Genomic DNA, 16,414 nt, shown 5'->3' with positions numbered 1-16,414 from the left:
ACCATGATGAAAATGATGATCCCGGCCCTGTTACTGGGCATGGCAAGCTTTGCCGCACTGGCGGACGACAACGGTGCAGAACAGATCAAACGCGGAGAATATCTGGCCCGTGCCGGTGACTGCGTGGCCTGTCACACCAAAGCGGGCGGGCAACCCTTCGCTGGTGGCCTGTCGATGGCGACGCCGATTGGTAATATCTACTCAACCAATATCACCCCGGACAAGAAAACCGGGATTGGTGACTACAGCTACGACGACTTCCAGAAAGCGGTCCGTCATGGTGTGGCGAAGAATGGCGACACGCTCTATCCGGCGATGCCTTACCCTTCTTACGCGGTAGTCAGCGATGACGATATGAAGGCAATGTACGCCTACTTTATGCATGGCGTTCAGCCGGTTGAGCAGGCCAATCAGGACAGCGACATTATGTGGCCGCTGTCAATGCGCTGGCCGCTGGCGATCTGGCGTGGCATTTTCGCACCGGACGTGAAGGCTTTCCAGCCGATCAGAGGGCAGGACCCGGTGCTGGCTCGTGGTCAGTATCTGGTGGAAGGCCTGGGTCACTGCGGCGCATGCCATACGCCGCGCAGCCTGACGATGCAGGAAAAAGCCCTGAACGACAGCGAAGGCAGTGATTATCTCTCCGGCAGCAGCGCGGCAATTGATGGCTGGACCGCCAGCAATCTGCGTGGTGATAACCGTGATGGATTAGGCCGCTGGAGCGAAGACGATCTGGTGCAGTTCCTGCGCACCGGCCGTAACGATCAGACTGCTGTATTTGGCGGTATGACCGATGTGGTTGAGCACAGCCTGCAACACCTGAGCGCGGAAGATGCCACGGCGATTGCCCGTTATCTGAAGTCGCTGGGGGCGAAAGATCCAAACCAGACCGGCTTTAAGCAGGACGACGCGGTAGCGAAAGCCTTGTGGAAAGGCGATGACAGCAAGCCGGGCGCATCTGTGTATGTCGACAGCTGTGCGGCGTGCCACAAAACAGATGGCAGCGGGTATAAGCGCTTCTTCCCTGAGCTGCGTGGTAATCCGGTAGTGCAGGCGGAAGACCCAACGTCGTTAATCCATATCGTGCTGAGCGGTGCAACGCTGCCAGGCGTGAAGGGTGCGCCTTCCAGCATCACCATGCCAGCGTTTGGCTGGCGTCTGAAGGATCAGCAGGTTGCGGATGTGGTGAATTTCGTTCGCACCAGCTGGGGCAACACGGCTAAGGCGCAGGTCAGCGCCAGCGACGTAGCGAAGATCCGCAAAACCCTGCCGAATCAGCAGGGGAATGTAGACGTCGAGAAGCTGACAGAAGAGAAGTAACCCAAACAGGGTGCGGTCAACCGTACCCTGTTTTCCCCCGCCCGATCGCCACATCCTTTTTCTGCTTTCCTTTCTCAGCCTCGCTACCCTGGCGAGTAGCCAGCATGCAAAAAATCGTCAATTTCAGATCCGGCTCTGGGTTTAGTAAAGCAAAGCTTAGAGAGGAAAAAATGTGCACTATACTGCGCGACGGGTGCTCAGGATCTTTTTGTCCTGGGTATTTGGGACAGAAAGAGAAAAGCCCCACTTGATGTTAATCAAAGTGAGGCTGCTCTTCCATCTCAACAATGTGAAGGTAGCCTTTTACCTGCTTAAAAGCAATGGAGAAAGGAGGCCAAAGGTGGCACAAAAAATGTTCGCCCTCTGTTTAATTGTGGTCTGTATTACGCTTATTACGGTGATCTGGACCACCCGCGATTCGCTCTGCGAATTGCGCTTTAAACAAGGAGGGACAGAGGTTGCTGCCAGCTTAGCCTGTAATTCGATAAGGTAAAGCAACCCCATTGACGGGCAAGTTGCCCGTCAATGCTCTGTTGAGATTTAATCCGTGAGCACCCTTCTGACATTCAGAATGGCACAGGACGATATGCCGGCCAAATGCCAAAGTTGTGACGGCGGCATGATGGTGCGGCCGGAAAAAATCATACATGCGGAAGGGTCGGTGACAGCGAACAGATGATGAGCAAACACCCCAGGCTAAATTTTCAGCTCTTCCAGTACCGCTAACAGCGCTGCCACTTTTGGCGTCAGCTGTTTTTTGCGCGGCCAGACCACGGTCAGCGGCAATCCTTTTACGGTGAGGTCTGGCAGAAGCTGCACCAGTTCACCCCTCTCTAACTGCTTTTCCATCAGCCAGGTGGCCATTTGCGCCACGCCCAGACCGGCTACTACCGCCGCTACCTGCGATTCGCCATCACCCAGCGCCATGCGGTACGGCACCGTTTTAGTGGCAATGCGCCCGTCGGCGGATTTCACATGCCAGGGACTGGTGCTGCCATCTACCCGGTCATAAACAATCGCACGGTGCGTTGAGAGTTCCTGCAACGAAGAGGGCGTGCCATGCTGAGCAAGATAAGCGGGAGAAGCGCAGAAGATCAGGCGCTCACTGCCCAGAATACGGTAGCCCAGTGAAGGGGGATAATCAGCCAGCCCGCCAATCCTGATCGCTATATCGATCCCTTCCTCAAACAGATCCACAAAACGATCGGAAAAAGAGAGGCTAATCTGCATCTCCGGGTTTTGCAGGCAGAACTGGTTCAGCAGCGGCGCTACCTGCATCCGGCCATAGGTCTGCGAAACCGCAATCCGCAAGCGTCCCACCGGGATGGTACGCTGCGCCGCCAGCACCGATTCGGCTTCCAGCAGTTCATTCAGCACCCGCGTGCAGGTTTCGTAAAATGCCTGACCCGCATCGGTGAGCGTCAGCCGTCGCGTGGTGCGCTCAAACAGCTGCGACCCTAAACGCGCTTCCAGCCTGGCAACACTTTTACTCACCGCTGAACTGGTGAGATGCAGGCTCTCTGCTGCTGCGGTGAAGCTGCCCTGTTCCACACTGGCTACAAAGGGCGTAATGCCCTTGAGACGATCCTGAGTCATCATAATTAGTGAATTCATTTCCGGAATGATGTGAATTTATACCGCAGATAAGAAACAGATTCTCTATTAAGCTTATTACCTGCCCTTAATTCAGGAGACAACCTATGCAACAACGTGCACTTATCGTCGGCGTCAGCGGCGTAATCGGAACCGCTCTGGCGGAAAAACTCACCGGTGAAGGCTGGGAAGTTTACGGTCTTTCACGCGGACGCACGGCGGTGCCAGCAGGCTGCACGTCGTTAACGGCCGATCTCACCGATCGTGATTCCGTGGTGAAAGCCCTGGATGGCCTCAAAGTGGACAAAGTCTTTTTCAGCGTCTGGGCGCGTCAGGCCAATGAGAAAGAGAATATCCGCGTTAATGGCGGGATGGTGCGCAATGTGATCGAAGCGCTGGGTGATGGCCTTAAAGGCGGCCACGTTGCGCTGGTCACCGGCCTTAAGCACTATCTTGGCCCGTTCGATGCCTATGGCAAAGGCGCGGTGCCTGTGACCCCGTTCCGTGAAGAGCAGGGCCGCCAGGACGTGGATAACTTCTACTACGCGCAGGAAGATGAAGTCTTCGCCGGTGCTGAGAAGTATGGCTTTACCTGGAGCGTTCACCGTCCGCATACCATCATCGGCTTTGCGCTGGGTAATGCGATGAACATGGGCCAGACCCTGGCGGTCTATGCCAGCCTGTGCAAGCAGACCGGCCAGCCGTTTGTCTTCCCTGGCTCTAAAGCTCAGTGGGAAGGCGTTACCGATATGACCGATGCCCATATTCTGGCCCAGCAGCTGGAATGGGCGGCGACCACGCCTTCAGCGCAGGATCAGGATTACAACGTGGTGAACGGCGATGTCTTCCGCTGGCAGTGGATGTGGGGCGAGATCGCTGATTACTTCGGTATTGAAGCCGCGCCTTTCCCTGGCGAAATGCAGCCGCTGGAAGGCCGTATGGATGCCGCACCTGAGCAGTGGCAGGCCATTGCGAAGCAGTTCAATCTGAAAGAGGCGGATATCGGCAGGCTGGTTTCATGGTGGCATACCGATGCCGATCTGGGTCGTCCGATGGAAGTGATCACCGACGTCAGCAAGAGCCGCAAAGCGGGCTTTACGGGCTATCAGTGTACCCGGGATGCCTTTATTGCCCTGTTCGATAAGCTGAAAGCTGAGAAGTTAATTCCGGCTTAATCAGGCGGCGCTGCGCAGGGTGTACTCTCTGCGCAGCAGGCCGTAAAAAGCACTGTCCCAACACTCATCGTCCACCACCACGCAGGCTCTCCGCACGCCTTCCCGCACAAATCCCAGCTTTTCATAAGTTCTGACAGCCGCAGTATTAAAGGGATAAACCTGGAGTTCAATCCGATCAAGATTTGGATCTCTGAAGGCAGCATCCACCAGGGATTGCAGCATCTGTACTGCCAGTTTTTGCCCCCGCATAGCGGGATTGACTATTACCCGTGCCAGGCAGACAAAACGATTATCCCAGTCGAATCCCATCTGTGCCACCGCCACCAGCTTCCCCTCCAGACGTCCTGCAAAGGTCAACAGGCTTGCCGGGTTCTGGCTGGCTGAATCCAGCAGGGTGTCGAGAAAGCTGTCGGTCAGCGGCCACGCCACGCCGGGGCCAGCCCACTGGGTCACCTCCTGCTGAGAAGTGAACCAGCTACTCAGAACAGTTTTATCCTCTGCCGTGAAAAAGGTGAGTTGCATAAGGGCTTCCGCGCTGAAGAAAAAAGTGAGTGGGTAATCCGTAAAAAAAGTTCTGCCATCATCCTGTTTTTGCAACAACTGTTTCCTGTGGAAAACAATAAAGGGGTAAATGCATTAATTGTTGCCATCTGAGGCGGGTAAAGTCAGGATGAGTGCAACAGGTCAGCCAGGGCCAGCCGCTAAAGCTGTGCTACCTTAAAACGTTGACCGCTTAATTTACCCTCTGAGAATCACAGGTGCGACCATGAGCAATAAGACTATCCACTGGAACGGCGGCTTACAGCCAGAAGCAGTTAACATCCTGTCTGCTGAAGGCGGCATGATCGTCTGTCCGACCAAAGTCGGTTACATCATCATGACTTCAGATGCCAAAGGCCTGGAGCGCAAGTTTGATGCCAAGCAGCGCAACCGTAACAAGCCAGGCGTGGTGCTGTGTGGTTCTCTGGAGCAGTTGAAAGAGCTGGCGCAGCTGAACCCGGAAATCGAATCGCTGTATCAGCAGCACTGGGACAAAGACGTGCTGTTGGGCTGCATCCTGCCGTGGAAAGAAGAAGCCGTGGCGCGCATCCCGGAAGACGGTTCTAAAGATCTGATGATGGATCGCCGTCAGACCAGCTGCTTCGTGATCAAATTCGGCATCCCTGGCGAGAATCTGGCGAAAGAGCTGTGGGAAAACCACGGTAAATTCTCCTTCGCCAGCTCCGCGAATCCATCAGGCAAAGGCAACCGTGGCCTGGTTGAAGGCATCGGCGAGCGCATCGAAGCTCACGCTGACCTGATTATTGAAGCCAACGACTACGTGAAATCCATCCAGGCGAATGAGTCTGAGAAAACCCGTTACGAGCAGGGTGTGATGGTGGCGATGGTGGACGAGCAGGGCAAACTGGTTCCAGAGCAGAAAGGCGAGCGTAATATCACGCCGTGTCCGGTGCTGATCCGTAAAGGCCTGGATGTCGACAAAATCATGTCCATGCTGTCAGATACCTTCACCACCTGGGATTACCGTCACGGTAACTACTACTAAGCCTGACAGGGGCGGAACATCGTTTCCGCCCGCTATTTTTGCTGCCCTAAAGCCTTCTGTAACGCTTCAATAAATACCCTGACGCGCGGTGAAATCAGGCTGCTCTCTCTGGTCAGGATCCATGACTGATACACATCCATTTCCCATTCGGGTAACACCTGACACAGTTTGCCTTCTTTAACCGCTTCCTGCGCCACATAGGCTGGCAGATAGGCGATCCCCGTCTGTGCAATGGCCGTATTCACCAGTGCAGTGCTGTTATTGGCGCGAAAACGGCTGCGCACTTCGATATCCAGCTTCTGTTTCTCTTTGCGGAACGGCAGGGAGATGGTGTGGGCCGGGCCGCGAAACAGGGCAAAGTCATGGCGGGGCAGATCGTCAGGCTGGGTAATCGGCGGAAAACGGTGCAGATAATCCGGAGAGGCGTACAGGCCCCAGCTGATATCCATCAGCAGTTTGCTGTGCCCGTGTTCGGGAGCATCGCGGCGGATAACAATCGCCAGATCGACATTGTCATCAACCAGATTGACCGGCCTGTCGGTAAGATCCAGATCAACACTCACATGCAGGTTGTTCGCCACGAACGCATTCAGCACCGGCACGATGCACTGGCAGCCAAAGGTGACAGGGGCGACCACTCGCAGGCTGCCGGTGGGTTCTTCGTGATACTGACGAATAAACAGATCGGCGCTTTTGACTTCGCTGAGGATGCGGGCGCAGTAGTGATACCAGGTCATGCCGACATCGGTCACCAGGATTTTACGCGTCGTGCGCTGCAGCAGTTTGGTGCCAAGCCGGACCTCCAGCGCTGAGATCTCTTTGCTGACTGAAGATTTTGATATTCCCAGCAGCTTTGCCGTTTCGGTATAACTCAGCGTCTCCACCACTTTGGCGAAGACGACCATTCCCTGCAGGTTCTCAACGTCGCTCATGGCCGGCTCCGGAAATCATCTGGCTGAAATGGCCAGCGCGCTGCCAGCAAAAACGAACAGGGTGCCGGTAGAACGGTTCAGCATCCGCAAACGTTTTGGGTTGGCAAACACAGAGGAGAGCCGGCGTCCGGCGCAGGCATAGGCAAACATCAGGCTGAAATCGATCACCGCCCAGGTCACCGCCAGCGTGGCGAACTGCGCCGCATGGGGCTGGCTGGCATCAATGAAGTTAGGGAACAGTGCGGCGAAAAATAGCAGATCTTTAGGATTGCTGATCCCTACCATATAGCCTTTGCGGAACAGTTTCAGGCTGTCGGGCCGCTCTTCTGGCTGCTCTGTAGCGACGGCATTTTCTACGTGACCAGGGTCACGCCAGGCGCTGATACCGAGCCAGATCAGATAAGCCGCGCCCACTACCTTCAGTACGGTAAAGGCGGTCGTGGAGGCGGCCAGAATCGCTCCCAGGCCTAACGCGGAGGCGGTCATCAGGGTCATAGCAGAGAGCACGCCACCCAGTACGGTAGCCAGCGCACAGCGGCGACCATAGCGTAAGCCGTGGGTCATATTGATCAGCGCCGAGGGGCCAGGGATAGCGATAAGGGTGGCAATGATCCCGGTATAGGCCAGCCAGAGTGTCAACGTCACGAATGTGTTCCTTTAAGGGCTGCCTGGAAAAGGGTGCAGGCGGGGGGATAGTCAGGAAAATAATGAGGGCCGTAGCTTAATGGTTGAGCAGGGGGAAGTAAATCATCAGCGCAGCAGTTAAGCAGCAGGGGCGGAGGCTGACCTCCGCCCGCAGATCAGCGAACTTTCTTCACCAGTACCGGAATTTTACGCAGATTGTTAGCTAAGAACAGGCCGCCGCTCAGCATCACAGCCACAAAAGCCGAAACGCCCATCCAGCCCCAGTTATGCCAGAACACGCCACCCAGGGTGCCCGCCACGCTGGAACCCAGGTAGTAGAAGAACAGATACAGCGAAGAAGCCTGGCCTCTGGCACGGCGTGCGCGATGGCCGACCCAGCTGCTGGCGACCGAGTGTGCGGCGAAAAAGCCTCCGGCAAACAGCATCAGGCCGGGCAGCACCAGAAACAGGCTGGTGAACTGAGTAGCCAGCAGCCCCACCAGCATCATGGTCAGCGATCCCATCAGCACTACGCCACGCCCATACTTTACCGTCATCATCCCGGCACGCGGTGAACTGAAGGTTCCGGTCAGATAGACCACGGAAAGCAAGCCCACCACTGTCTGGCTGAGTGAGAACGGGGCCGCCATAAAGCGATAGCTGACGTAGTTGAACAGGGTGACAAAACTGCCCATCAGAATAAACCCGACGAGGAACAGCATTGGCAGGCCCATATCCCGCCACTGGAACATAAAGTTCACCAGCAGCTTACGCGGACGCAGCGAACAGGCGCGGAAATGTTGAGAAGGGGGCAGCAGACGGAAGAACAGCGCAGCCGCTGCCAGGGCAAACAACCCGACCACAAACAGCGAAACGTTCCACGAAAAATGGTCTGCCAGCATCCCGGTAGAGAGCCTGCCCACCAGCCCGCCTATAGAGTTGCCGCTGATGTAGAGCCCCATCGAAAAGGAGAGAAACACCGGGTGCAGCTCTTCGCTTAACCAGGTCATCGCCACGGCTGCCACGCCGCTCAGGGCAAGCCCCGTTAGCGCCCGCATAGCGAGTACGCCTTCCCAACTGCTCATGGTGGCGCACATCAGAGTGAAAAGGGCCGCCAGCAGCATTGAAACAGACATCACCGACTTACGCCCGATCGCATCCGACAGTGGCCCTGTTACCAACAGGCCGAGCGCCATCATTGCCGTGGTCACCGAGAGCGACAGGCTGCTCTGAGCGGGCGTGAGATGGAAGCTTTGCGAGAACACCGGCAGGATCGGCTGAACGCAGTAAAGTACGGCAAAAGTAGAGAGCCCGGCACAAAATAACGCCAGCGTGGCATGCATAAACCGGCGCGTGCCTCGCGTTATATAGGTTTTATTTATGGGTGCGGTATTATCAAGGGGGGAAACTAAACTGTCATCCTCGTCAGAGAGGCTTTCCGAGTGCAACGCTGCGGATTTATTTACTACCGGTGCCACAAGAGTTCCTTAGTTATTTTCAGGTCTGGTTTGCTATCAGATAAACTTATTGATGCCAGACGTGGCGGGGAGCACACGGCGTTCTGGCCCGTACAGTATTCGACTGTTTAAATATCCTGTAAAGGGTAAAAGCAATTATTTTTCTTCCGGCTTACCGAATGGCAATTTAGTGTTTATTTCACACAGCGAACCCGCACGCAGGAATATTTGGATTAAGGACCAAAACGCCGGAATTCTGAGCTATTGCTATGAGAGTTGCTAGCTTTAATGGCTGCTTTTTGCACCAGTCGAACCGGCACATTCAGAAGAATTGTCTTAAAAAATTCACGAATTATGTCAAGTTATGTGGGGGAATAATAATGGGTGTGAATGAGGGCGGGGAATATCGCCTGCACAGGGCAATATTTATTTTTTGAAATATAATTTCATGTCCCGTAATAAATTCATCAGGTTGCGTTGTGAGACGCGGATACTATAATAAAGGCTTCTTGCAAATGACATTGTCGATATCAATTGGCATCAGGAGGTTTTTATCACTTTTAACCATAATGACCTAATCATTGACAATAACCAGACCGATTATGAAACCTGTTATCATGATTATGAGGCGGGTCTGGACGCGATAGTGGAGCCACAACCTGAGCCCATTCGCGGTCTTCCTGCACCGGACATGTTAACGCCGTCCGACCGTTATCAGGAGTTATTTGAGGCAGTGCAAACGTCGCGGATATTTACCGACAGTAAAACGTTTGCGGACTGTGCGCCAAAGCTGGAACCTGAAAGAATTCTGTACCGCTATTTTATGCAGCGTGAACGCGAAGATTTTAATCTGTTAGCGTTCGTGCTGGAGAATTTCGATCTGCCTAAAGTCCATGACAGCCGCTATGTTTCTGACCCCAATAAAAGCATGGGCGAACATATCGATTCGCTGTGGCCGGTGTTAACACGCAAGCCGGAAAAACATTCCGAATTCTCATCATTGCTCCCTCTGCCCCAGCCTTACGTGGTGCCGGGTGGGCGCTTTGGTGAAGCCTACTATTGGGATTCCTACTTCAGCATGCTGGGCTTCGCCGCCAGTGGCCGTACCGATCTGCTGAAAAGCATGGCTGACAACTTCGCCTGGATGATCGATACCTATGGCCATATCCCAAATGGTAACCGCACATACTACCTGAGCCGTTCACAGCCACCGGTTTTCGCCCTGATGGTTGAGCTGTTTGAAAAGGACGGTATCAATGAAGCGCACCGTTATCTGAAACATCTGAAGCGTGAATATGCTTTCTGGATGGATGGTGAAGAAACGCTGACGCCCAACGAAGCTTATCGCCATGTTGTGATGCTGTCTGATGGTTCGGTACTTAACCGTTACTGGGACGACCGGGATACGCCGCGTGATGAGTCCTGGATTGAGGATGTGGAGACCGCCAGAAATTCGGCCCGACCTTCCAGTGAAGTCTATCGTGATTTACGTGCCGGAGCGGCTTCAGGCTGGGACTTCTCGTCACGCTGGCTCAGCGAGCCGGGCCGTCTGGAAAGTATCCAGACCACCAGCATTGTGCCGGTTGACCTGAACGCGTTTCTTTACAAGCTGGAAACCACTATTGCGCGGTTATCAGCCGGCAGAAACGACCAGGCCACTGCTGAGCAATTCCAGCAGAAAGCCGTGCGCCGCCGCGAAATCCTGGACCGTTATCTCTGGGATAACGAAGCGGGCCTGTACCGTGATTATAACTGGCGCGACCGCGAAAAAGGCGCCTTCTCGGCGGCCTCTGTTACGCCATTGTATGTCGGCATGGCAAGCCTGGAACAGGCCACACAGACCGCCGCGGCTATCCGTTCGCATCTGCTGGCACCGGGCGGGATCCTTTGCACCGTTGAAGAGACGGGTGAGCAGTGGGATAAGCCTAATGGCTGGGCACCAATGCAATGGATGGCGATTCAGGGCTTCAACAACTACGGCGAAGAGCTGCTGGCGAAAGAGATCGCCGCCCGCTGGTTACAGGTTGTTGGCGCGACCTATCATCGTCACCATAAGATGGTTGAAAAGTATAACGTTGCTGGCCGCGCTCCCGTGCTGGCTGGCGGCGGTGAATACCCGCTGCAGGATGGCTTTGGCTGGACCAACGGCGTTACCCGCCGTCTGTTAGCCATGTATCCGGATGTGGCACCTCAACGCTAATCCCTTGCTAAGGTGCAGGCTCAGGGCTTTTATTTTGAAGGCTCTCAGACTGCTTCCGAACCCCGAAGCGATGGGAGCCTATGCCTTGAACAAAGCATCACGGGCCATGGACGGCCCGTGCTGAGCTGCCATGGATGGCGATTTTTGCGTCTTTGTGAAAGGCATATGCTCCCTGAGCCTGCACCCTTGTCAATAACCTCAGGGTCTTCATAACGAAGGCTCTTTTTTTGCCCTGAAGCTACGTTCAAAGAAGAAAAAATCCCCACTTTGCGTAATAAATCATGTTATGAAATAGGACCACTGTCTTTTTTTATGACTTTTTGATCCCGGGAGCCTTGCATGAAAAAAATCGCCCTTTCCGCGCTGGTGATGTTCGCCTGTGCCAGCACCACGGCTTTTGCCGCTGAGTCGCTGCGTTTTGGCGTGGATCCGACTTTTCCGCCGTTTGAGTCTAAAGCACCGGATGGCTCCCTGCAGGGGTTCGATATTGATATGGGTAATGCGCTTTGCCATCAGATGAAGGTGAAGTGTGTCTGGGTGCAGACCGGTTATGATGGCATCATCCCGGCGCTTCAGGCGCGGAAGTTTGATGCGATCCTTTCAGCTATGGCAATGACAGAGAAACGCCGCCAGCAGGTGGCCTTCACCGACATGATTTACAACACGCCGAGTGCGCTGGTGACCAAAAAGAACAGCGGGTTGAAGCCTGATGTGGCTTCACTGAAAAGCAAAAACGTCGGCGTGGCGCAGGGCACAACTCAGGAGACCTATGCCAAAGCCGTCTGGGCCGCCGCGGGAATCAATGTGGTCTCCTATCCTAATCAGGAAGAGATCTGGCCTGACCTGGCCTCTGGTCGCGTAGAGGCTACGCTGACCAGCGCCGCTTCTGCAGAAACCGGCTTCCTGAAATCGCCACAGGGCAAGGATTACCAGATTAGCGGCGATACGCTGTATGACAAAAAATACTTCGGTGAGGGCGTAGGTATCGGGCTGCGCAAGGACGATCAGGCCCGCGTGGAGCAGATCAACACGGCGCTGGCTGAACTGCACAAGAATGGCGTCTACGACAAGCTGGCGAAAAAATATTTCAGCTTTGATGTGTTTCATAAGCTGAATTAAGTCTGACGTACTGTTTCCCCTGATTCAGGCTGATCTCCCCGGCAGGGAAGAAATTACGCCCTTTAAGTGGGCGCCGTTATGGTGCAGGTGCACGTAGATCTGTGCGTCTCTCTCTGTAAATCTCTGTTTTATAAATGCCCCGGCATAACGCCGCTCGCGAGAAGCCTGCCAACTGTCTAAAGTTAAAAACTGAATGACTCATAGCGACAGGAGAAAATAATGCGAATTGGATTAGTGGGCTACGGCACCGGCGGACAACATTTTCATGCACCTTTTATCTCGGCAGCCAGCGGCGTTGAGCTGGCAGGCGTGGTGGCCAGAGCTGAGGCGACGATAGCGCGCGTCAAAGCTGATTTTCCTGATGTTCCAGTCTATCCCAGTCTGACTGCGCTGCTGGAGGCGGGCGTGGATATCGTGACCATCACCACGCCGCCGCAGACCCGCCGGGAACTGGTGCTGGAAGCCATTAATGCCGGTGTGGCGGTGATTGCTGACAAGCCTTTTGCTCCGGATGCCAGCACAGGACGTGAACTGGCCGCCGCCGCCAAAGCTAAAGGCGTGGTGCTGGGGGTTTACCATAACCGCCGTTTTGATGCCGATATCCTCACGCTGCGCGAAGTACTGGAACAGCAGCGGGTAGGCAAACTATGGCGGGTGCATAACAGAATGGATCTGAATGACCCCAACACGCTGGAAGGTGGTGAAATGGGAGGGTTACTGCGGGATATGGGCAGCCATCTGGTTGACCAGGCCGTGTGGCTGCTGGGGCCGGTGAAATCGGTTCTGGCGCAGACCGATCTGGTGGAACGGCCTGAAGGCCCCACGGATGCCAGTTTCGTCATTACCCTGAACCACACCAGCGGCGTCCATTCACATATCTCTTCTAGCAAGCTCAACCATCTTTCAGCGCGGGATATCCGTGCTTATGGCGATCGGGGGAGTTATGTCTCGAACGGTACGGACGTTCAGGCTCAGGCCATTTTTGCTGGCAAACGTCCAACAGAGGATCTGGCTAATTGGGGATATGAGCAGCCGGAATACTGGGGCACCCTGCGTACGGCTGAGGGCGAAGAGCGTATCCCTTCAGCTCAGGGCTGTTATCACGCTTATTACGAAGCCTTTGCCAAAGCCGTGCGGGAAGGGACTGAACCGCCAGTGACTGCCGGGCAGGCGATCATGACGCTGGAAGTGCTGGATGCCGCGCTGCTGAGTGCCAGAGAAGGGCGCCTGGTGACGATAGGGTAAAGGGTGCGTGGCTGATTGTCTTTCGGCGAGGTATTAATGCCAGCCGGGCAATCTGGCCACACTGTATCTGAGACCCGTGGGTATTGCTTCAGGATGCCAGCGGGCACGTTTTCTCAGACGTGATTTAATAATGGTAACAGCTCACCCTGCTGATGAAGCGTTGCCAGCGGAGCAAACAGAGGCTCAGGTAATTCATCTGCTGCAAACCATGCCCACCCGGCGCATTTCTCTGGTTCACAGCGTTCCGGCGTGCCGCTGAACTCCTCCGCCAGTAGAAAAAGCGTAACGTAGTGTTTCTTTTCCTCATTAAAAAAGTCGTTAGTGAAGGTCACTCTGCTGGTTTTACCTACAATCAGTGCCGTCTCTTCCAGCACTTCCCGCTGCGCGCAGGCTTCAGGTGTCTCGCCAAACTCCAGATGTCCGCCGGGCGCTGACCAGCTTTCTGCGCCATGACTTCCCAGACGTCGGCCCAGTAACAGTTTGCCTTCCCGCACAATCAGTACGCCTACACCAATCTTAGGTTCCATGATTTTTTTCTCCTGCTGTTTTTTCTGACCTGAGCATGGAATTTTATTCTTCACTCTCGCCGGTAAATTCCCGGCGTTTTTGCAGAATCTGATGCAGGTTCATTTCAATCCAGTCTGCCAGCCCAACCACCTGCTCGCGAACTTCATGCCCCAGTGGGGAGAGATGATATTCCACATGCGGTGGAATGACGTCGTAAGCTGTGCGCTCCACAAAGCCATCCTCTTCCATCAACCGCAGGGTTTGCGCCAGCATTCTTTCGCTGATGCCGCCTATTTTCCTGCGCAATTCACTGAAGCGTAGCCTGTCGTCCTGCAGGGCGACCAGGATCAGCAGGCTCCAGCGGCTGGTCAGGCGTTTCAGCACATCCCGTGAAGGGCAATTAACATCGAACAGTTCACCCCGGCGAAACTTGTCGCTGAGTGAGGTACAGGCTGAATCATTTTTTATCACACTAACATTCCTGTAAGTACTTACTTTTGATTAGTGTATGGCATAGGGTAGTGAGGTGAAAGCGATTCCGGCCATTTCAGGGCCGCTGAATGCGCTGTATACCCAAACCAGGAGAAGATCATGATTGCTGTTACCGGCGCGACAGGCCAGCTTGGCCGCTTAGTGATTGAGGCTTTACTGAACAAGGTGCCTGCTGCGGAAATTATTGCGGCAGTACGAACCCCCGAAAAAGCGACGGAGCTTGCGGCGCTGGGCGTGCAGGTGCGTGAGGCCGACTACTCCCGGCCTGAAACGCTGCTGAGTGCGTTTAGTGGTGTGGAGAAAGTGTTGCTGATCTCTTCCAGTGAAGTGGGCGCGCGCGAAGCTCAGCATAAAGCCGTGATTGCCGCCGCCAAAGAAGCGGGCGTTTCGTTACTGGCTTACACCAGCCTGCTGCATGCAGATACCACCCCAATGGGTCTGGGCAGCGAACACCGCGCCACCGAGCAGGCGTTGATCGCTTCAGGCGTACCTTATGCCATTCTGCGCAACGGCTGGTACAGCGAAAACTATGCGGCCAGTATCGCTCCAGCCATTACGCACGGCGCGTTTATCGGCGCGGCGGCACAGGGGAAAATCGCTTCGGCAAGCCGTCAGGATTACGCCGAAGCGGCAGCTGCGGTTCTGACCCGTCCGGATGCTGCTGGCAACATCTACGAGCTGGCTGGTGATACCGCCTATACGCTTGAAGAATACACCGCTGAAATCGCCGCCCAAAGCGGTATGAACATTGAGTATATTGATATGCCGCAGGCGGATTTTGCCGCCGCGCTGAAAGGCGCAGGACTGCCAGACTGGCTGGCAGAAATGCTGGCAGATTCTGATGCCGGTGCGGCAAAAGGGGCGCTGTTTGATCAGAGCCACACCCTGAGCAAGCTGACTGGTCGCCCAACCACGCCGTGGCAGGATGTGGTTAAAGCCTTTATTCCCCCACTCTGAAGCTTTACGGGAGAGCTTCGCTCTCCTGTTTTTCACCCGGCAACGCCGCGTGCCAGCGCCACAAAAGTGCTGTCACCACCACGGCCAGCGCCGCCGCACCCAGAAAAATTCGTGGCCGGTTCCCCGGGATAAATTCCATAAATGACGAGAGAAACTGGCCCAGGAAAATGGCCATCGACAGGTAGGCCAGATGTTGCCCCCGGAGTCCCACCGGGCTGTGTTCCACCACCATGTGGTTAACCAGCGGAACCGACAGGCCAAATCCGCTACCCATCAACACCCCCGCAACCACTAACAGGGCCGGTCCTGTGGCAAAGGCCAGCAATAAATGCGCCGCCGCATAGGCCAGAAAGGCAAGATACAAGGTGCCAAACTCGCCTCTTACTTTGACAACACGCGGCATAGCCCAGGCCGCAATAACCGCCATCAGCGAAATAAACGCCAGAAAATAGCCGGTTTCCGCCTCGCTGAATCCCTGGCTGTGTAGCTGCATCGGCAGCACAATTACCGCGGTAAAAAAGCAGACCATCGAGAACAGCGCAGCGGCATAGATCGGCTTCATTAACGGACTGGCAGCTTCCCCGGATCCCTCTGTTGTCCGTTCGTTGGTGCGATCGGGACGGGGGACAAATATCACCAGCATCAGCAAAAACAGCCAGGCAACAAGATAGAGGCTGAACGGCCAGCGCCAGCCTGCACTGGCGAGTATCCCACCAAAAAACAGGAAAATAACGCCACCCAGCTCAATCGACATCCCCTGGCGGGCAATCATCTTCAGCCGTTGTTCCCCGGTGAAGAAGCTGGAGAGCAGCCCGGTTCCACCAGACATCACCAGCGCGGTCGATCCACCAAGCAGAAAACGGTCAGTGAATAACAGCGCAGGGTGGGTAAGGAAAGCGCCGACGGTGCCTAAAGCGCCGTAAGAGAATAAGCCCAGCACCAGCGAGCGATAAAGGCCATAGCGCTCAATCACTTTGGCGGCTATCGGGCCAAAAATCACTACTCCCAGCGAGGGCAGGGTGATCAGCCAGCCGGCGGCACTTGCCACCCCAAGATGGGCGGCTACAGAGGGCAGACCGGGAACAATTACGCAGCCCACCATAATAGTCAGGCAGGCAATAGCAAGCAGGGTAAATACCCCTGCGGCAGAAAGACTTTTCATCATTATCCCCGGCAGGTTGTCCGTTTGTCCGCATAATGGACATTGTGTCCGTATAGTGGTATGAGTGTTATGGGGGAAGCGCTCA

16 protein-coding genes are annotated in these 16,414 nt (G+C 55.0%); 8 read left to right on the top strand and 8 right to left on the bottom strand.

Going from position 1 to position 16,414, the window contains the following annotated elements; all coding sequences use genetic code 11:
• The first annotated feature begins 3 nt into the window (after positions 1 to 3).
• Positions 4 to 1,320 (top strand): cytochrome c, encoded by a 1,317-nt coding sequence (locus VRC33_RS20270; protein WP_338558840.1) that lies wholly within the window; start codon positions 4 to 6, stop codon positions 1,318 to 1,320.
• Positions 1,321 to 1,672: 352 nt separating this feature from the next.
• Positions 1,673 to 1,813: a Hok/Gef family protein gene (locus VRC33_RS20265; RefSeq protein ID WP_338564376.1), complete on the top strand. Its 141-nt coding sequence runs from the start codon at positions 1,673 to 1,675 to the stop codon at positions 1,811 to 1,813.
• 203 nt (positions 1,814 to 2,016) lie between these two features.
• Here the strand turns inward: VRC33_RS20265 and VRC33_RS20260 are convergent, their stop codons facing one another.
• Positions 2,017 to 2,922: a LysR family transcriptional regulator gene (locus VRC33_RS20260; protein WP_338564375.1), complete on the bottom strand. Its 906-nt coding sequence runs from the start codon at positions 2,920 to 2,922 to the stop codon at positions 2,017 to 2,019.
• Between the two features lie 98 nt (positions 2,923 to 3,020).
• Between VRC33_RS20260 and VRC33_RS20255 the strand changes: the two genes are divergently transcribed.
• Entirely contained in the window at positions 3,021 to 4,088 is a 1,068-nt protein-coding gene (locus VRC33_RS20255) for an SDR family oxidoreductase (protein ID WP_338558838.1), read from the top strand.
• Here the strand turns inward: VRC33_RS20255 and VRC33_RS20250 are convergent, their stop codons facing one another.
• Positions 4,089 to 4,610: a GNAT family protein gene (locus VRC33_RS20250; protein ID WP_338558836.1), complete on the bottom strand. Its 522-nt coding sequence runs from the start codon at positions 4,608 to 4,610 to the stop codon at positions 4,089 to 4,091. It abuts the gene before it with no gap.
• A 244-nt stretch (positions 4,611 to 4,854) separates the two neighbouring features.
• On the opposite strand from VRC33_RS20250, the gene VRC33_RS20245 reads away from it, so the two are divergent.
• Positions 4,855 to 5,634, top strand: coding sequence for a Sua5/YciO/YrdC/YwlC family protein (locus VRC33_RS20245; RefSeq protein WP_338558834.1), 780 nt, complete (start codon positions 4,855 to 4,857; stop codon positions 5,632 to 5,634).
• Positions 5,635 to 5,666: 32 nt separating this feature from the next.
• On the opposite strand, the gene VRC33_RS20240 is transcribed toward VRC33_RS20245, so the two are convergent.
• The 3 genes from VRC33_RS20240 to VRC33_RS20230 form a co-directional block, all read right to left on the bottom strand.
• Positions 5,667 to 6,566: a LysR family transcriptional regulator gene (locus VRC33_RS20240; protein WP_338558832.1), complete on the bottom strand. Its 900-nt coding sequence runs from the start codon at positions 6,564 to 6,566 to the stop codon at positions 5,667 to 5,669.
• 15 nt (positions 6,567 to 6,581) lie between these two features.
• Positions 6,582 to 7,211, bottom strand: coding sequence for a LysE family transporter (locus VRC33_RS20235; protein WP_338558830.1), 630 nt, complete (start codon positions 7,209 to 7,211; stop codon positions 6,582 to 6,584).
• A 155-nt stretch (positions 7,212 to 7,366) separates the two neighbouring features.
• Complete coding sequence (locus tag VRC33_RS20230) at positions 7,367 to 8,668, bottom strand: MFS transporter (protein ID WP_338567438.1); 1,302 nt, start codon at positions 8,666 to 8,668, stop codon at positions 7,367 to 7,369.
• Positions 8,669 to 9,224: 556 nt separating this feature from the next.
• Here VRC33_RS20230 and VRC33_RS20225 point away from each other — a divergent pair.
• The 3 genes from VRC33_RS20225 to VRC33_RS20215 all read left to right on the top strand — a co-directional run bounded on the left by VRC33_RS20225 (position 9,225) and on the right by VRC33_RS20215 (position 13,211).
• Positions 9,225 to 10,847 carry an alpha,alpha-trehalase gene (locus tag VRC33_RS20225; RefSeq protein WP_338564374.1) on the top strand — a complete coding sequence of 541 codons (1,623 nt, stop codon included), beginning with the start codon at positions 9,225 to 9,227 and terminating at the stop codon, positions 10,845 to 10,847.
• A 339-nt stretch (positions 10,848 to 11,186) separates the two neighbouring features.
• Positions 11,187 to 11,966 carry an ABC transporter substrate-binding protein gene (locus VRC33_RS20220; protein ID WP_338558827.1) on the top strand — a complete coding sequence of 260 codons (780 nt, stop codon included), beginning with the start codon at positions 11,187 to 11,189 and terminating at the stop codon, positions 11,964 to 11,966.
• Between the two features lie 219 nt (positions 11,967 to 12,185).
• Complete coding sequence (locus VRC33_RS20215) at positions 12,186 to 13,211, top strand: Gfo/Idh/MocA family oxidoreductase (RefSeq protein WP_338558823.1); 1,026 nt, start codon at positions 12,186 to 12,188, stop codon at positions 13,209 to 13,211.
• A gap of 113 nt (positions 13,212 to 13,324) precedes the next feature.
• Here VRC33_RS20215 and VRC33_RS20210 read toward each other — a convergent pair whose 3' ends face one another.
• On the bottom strand, positions 13,325 to 13,738 hold the full coding sequence (locus tag VRC33_RS20210; protein WP_338558821.1) for an NUDIX hydrolase: 414 nt from the start codon (positions 13,736 to 13,738) through the stop codon (positions 13,325 to 13,327).
• 43 nt (positions 13,739 to 13,781) lie between these two features.
• Positions 13,782 to 14,189 carry a helix-turn-helix domain-containing protein gene (locus VRC33_RS20205; protein WP_338558819.1) on the bottom strand — a complete coding sequence of 136 codons (408 nt, stop codon included), beginning with the start codon at positions 14,187 to 14,189 and terminating at the stop codon, positions 13,782 to 13,784.
• 120 nt (positions 14,190 to 14,309) lie between these two features.
• Between VRC33_RS20205 and VRC33_RS20200 the strand changes: the two genes are divergently transcribed.
• Complete coding sequence (locus tag VRC33_RS20200) at positions 14,310 to 15,167, top strand: SDR family oxidoreductase (RefSeq protein WP_338558817.1); 858 nt, start codon at positions 14,310 to 14,312, stop codon at positions 15,165 to 15,167.
• A gap of 4 nt (positions 15,168 to 15,171) precedes the next feature.
• Here VRC33_RS20200 and VRC33_RS20195 read toward each other — a convergent pair whose 3' ends face one another.
• A complete protein-coding gene (locus VRC33_RS20195) occupies positions 15,172 to 16,332 on the bottom strand; it encodes an MFS transporter (RefSeq protein ID WP_338558814.1) in 1,161 nt (386 codons plus the stop codon).
• Positions 16,333 to 16,414 lie beyond the last annotated feature (82 nt).

The organism is Erwinia sp. E_sp_B01_1, from assembly GCF_036865545.1.
In the GTDB taxonomy this organism is placed as follows: Bacteria; Pseudomonadota; Gammaproteobacteria; order Enterobacterales; family Enterobacteriaceae; genus Erwinia.
The sequence above is the reverse complement of the archived record's forward strand: the minus strand, read 5'-3'. Positions and strand labels throughout refer to the sequence as shown.

Coding starts and splice junctions, on each gene's coding strand:
- VRC33_RS20215 (WP_338558823.1), top strand. CDS start 12,186: ATGCGAATTGGATTAGTGGGCTACGGCACCGGCGGACAACATTTTCAT.
- VRC33_RS20255 (WP_338558838.1), top strand. CDS start 3,021: ATGCAACAACGTGCACTTATCGTCGGCGTCAGCGGCGTAATCGGAACC.
- VRC33_RS20210 (WP_338558821.1), bottom strand. CDS start 13,738: ATGGAACCTAAGATTGGTGTAGGCGTACTGATTGTGCGGGAAGGCAAA.
- VRC33_RS20220 (WP_338558827.1), top strand. CDS start 11,187: ATGAAAAAAATCGCCCTTTCCGCGCTGGTGATGTTCGCCTGTGCCAGC.
- VRC33_RS20245 (WP_338558834.1), top strand. CDS start 4,855: ATGAGCAATAAGACTATCCACTGGAACGGCGGCTTACAGCCAGAAGCA.
- VRC33_RS20265 (WP_338564376.1), top strand. CDS start 1,673: ATGTTCGCCCTCTGTTTAATTGTGGTCTGTATTACGCTTATTACGGTG.
- VRC33_RS20250 (WP_338558836.1), bottom strand. CDS start 4,610: ATGCAACTCACCTTTTTCACGGCAGAGGATAAAACTGTTCTGAGTAGC.
- VRC33_RS20195 (WP_338558814.1), bottom strand. CDS start 16,332: ATGATGAAAAGTCTTTCTGCCGCAGGGGTATTTACCCTGCTTGCTATT.
- VRC33_RS20270 (WP_338558840.1), top strand. CDS start 4: ATGATGAAAATGATGATCCCGGCCCTGTTACTGGGCATGGCAAGCTTT.
- VRC33_RS20200 (WP_338558817.1), top strand. CDS start 14,310: ATGATTGCTGTTACCGGCGCGACAGGCCAGCTTGGCCGCTTAGTGATT.
- VRC33_RS20240 (WP_338558832.1), bottom strand. CDS start 6,566: ATGAGCGACGTTGAGAACCTGCAGGGAATGGTCGTCTTCGCCAAAGTG.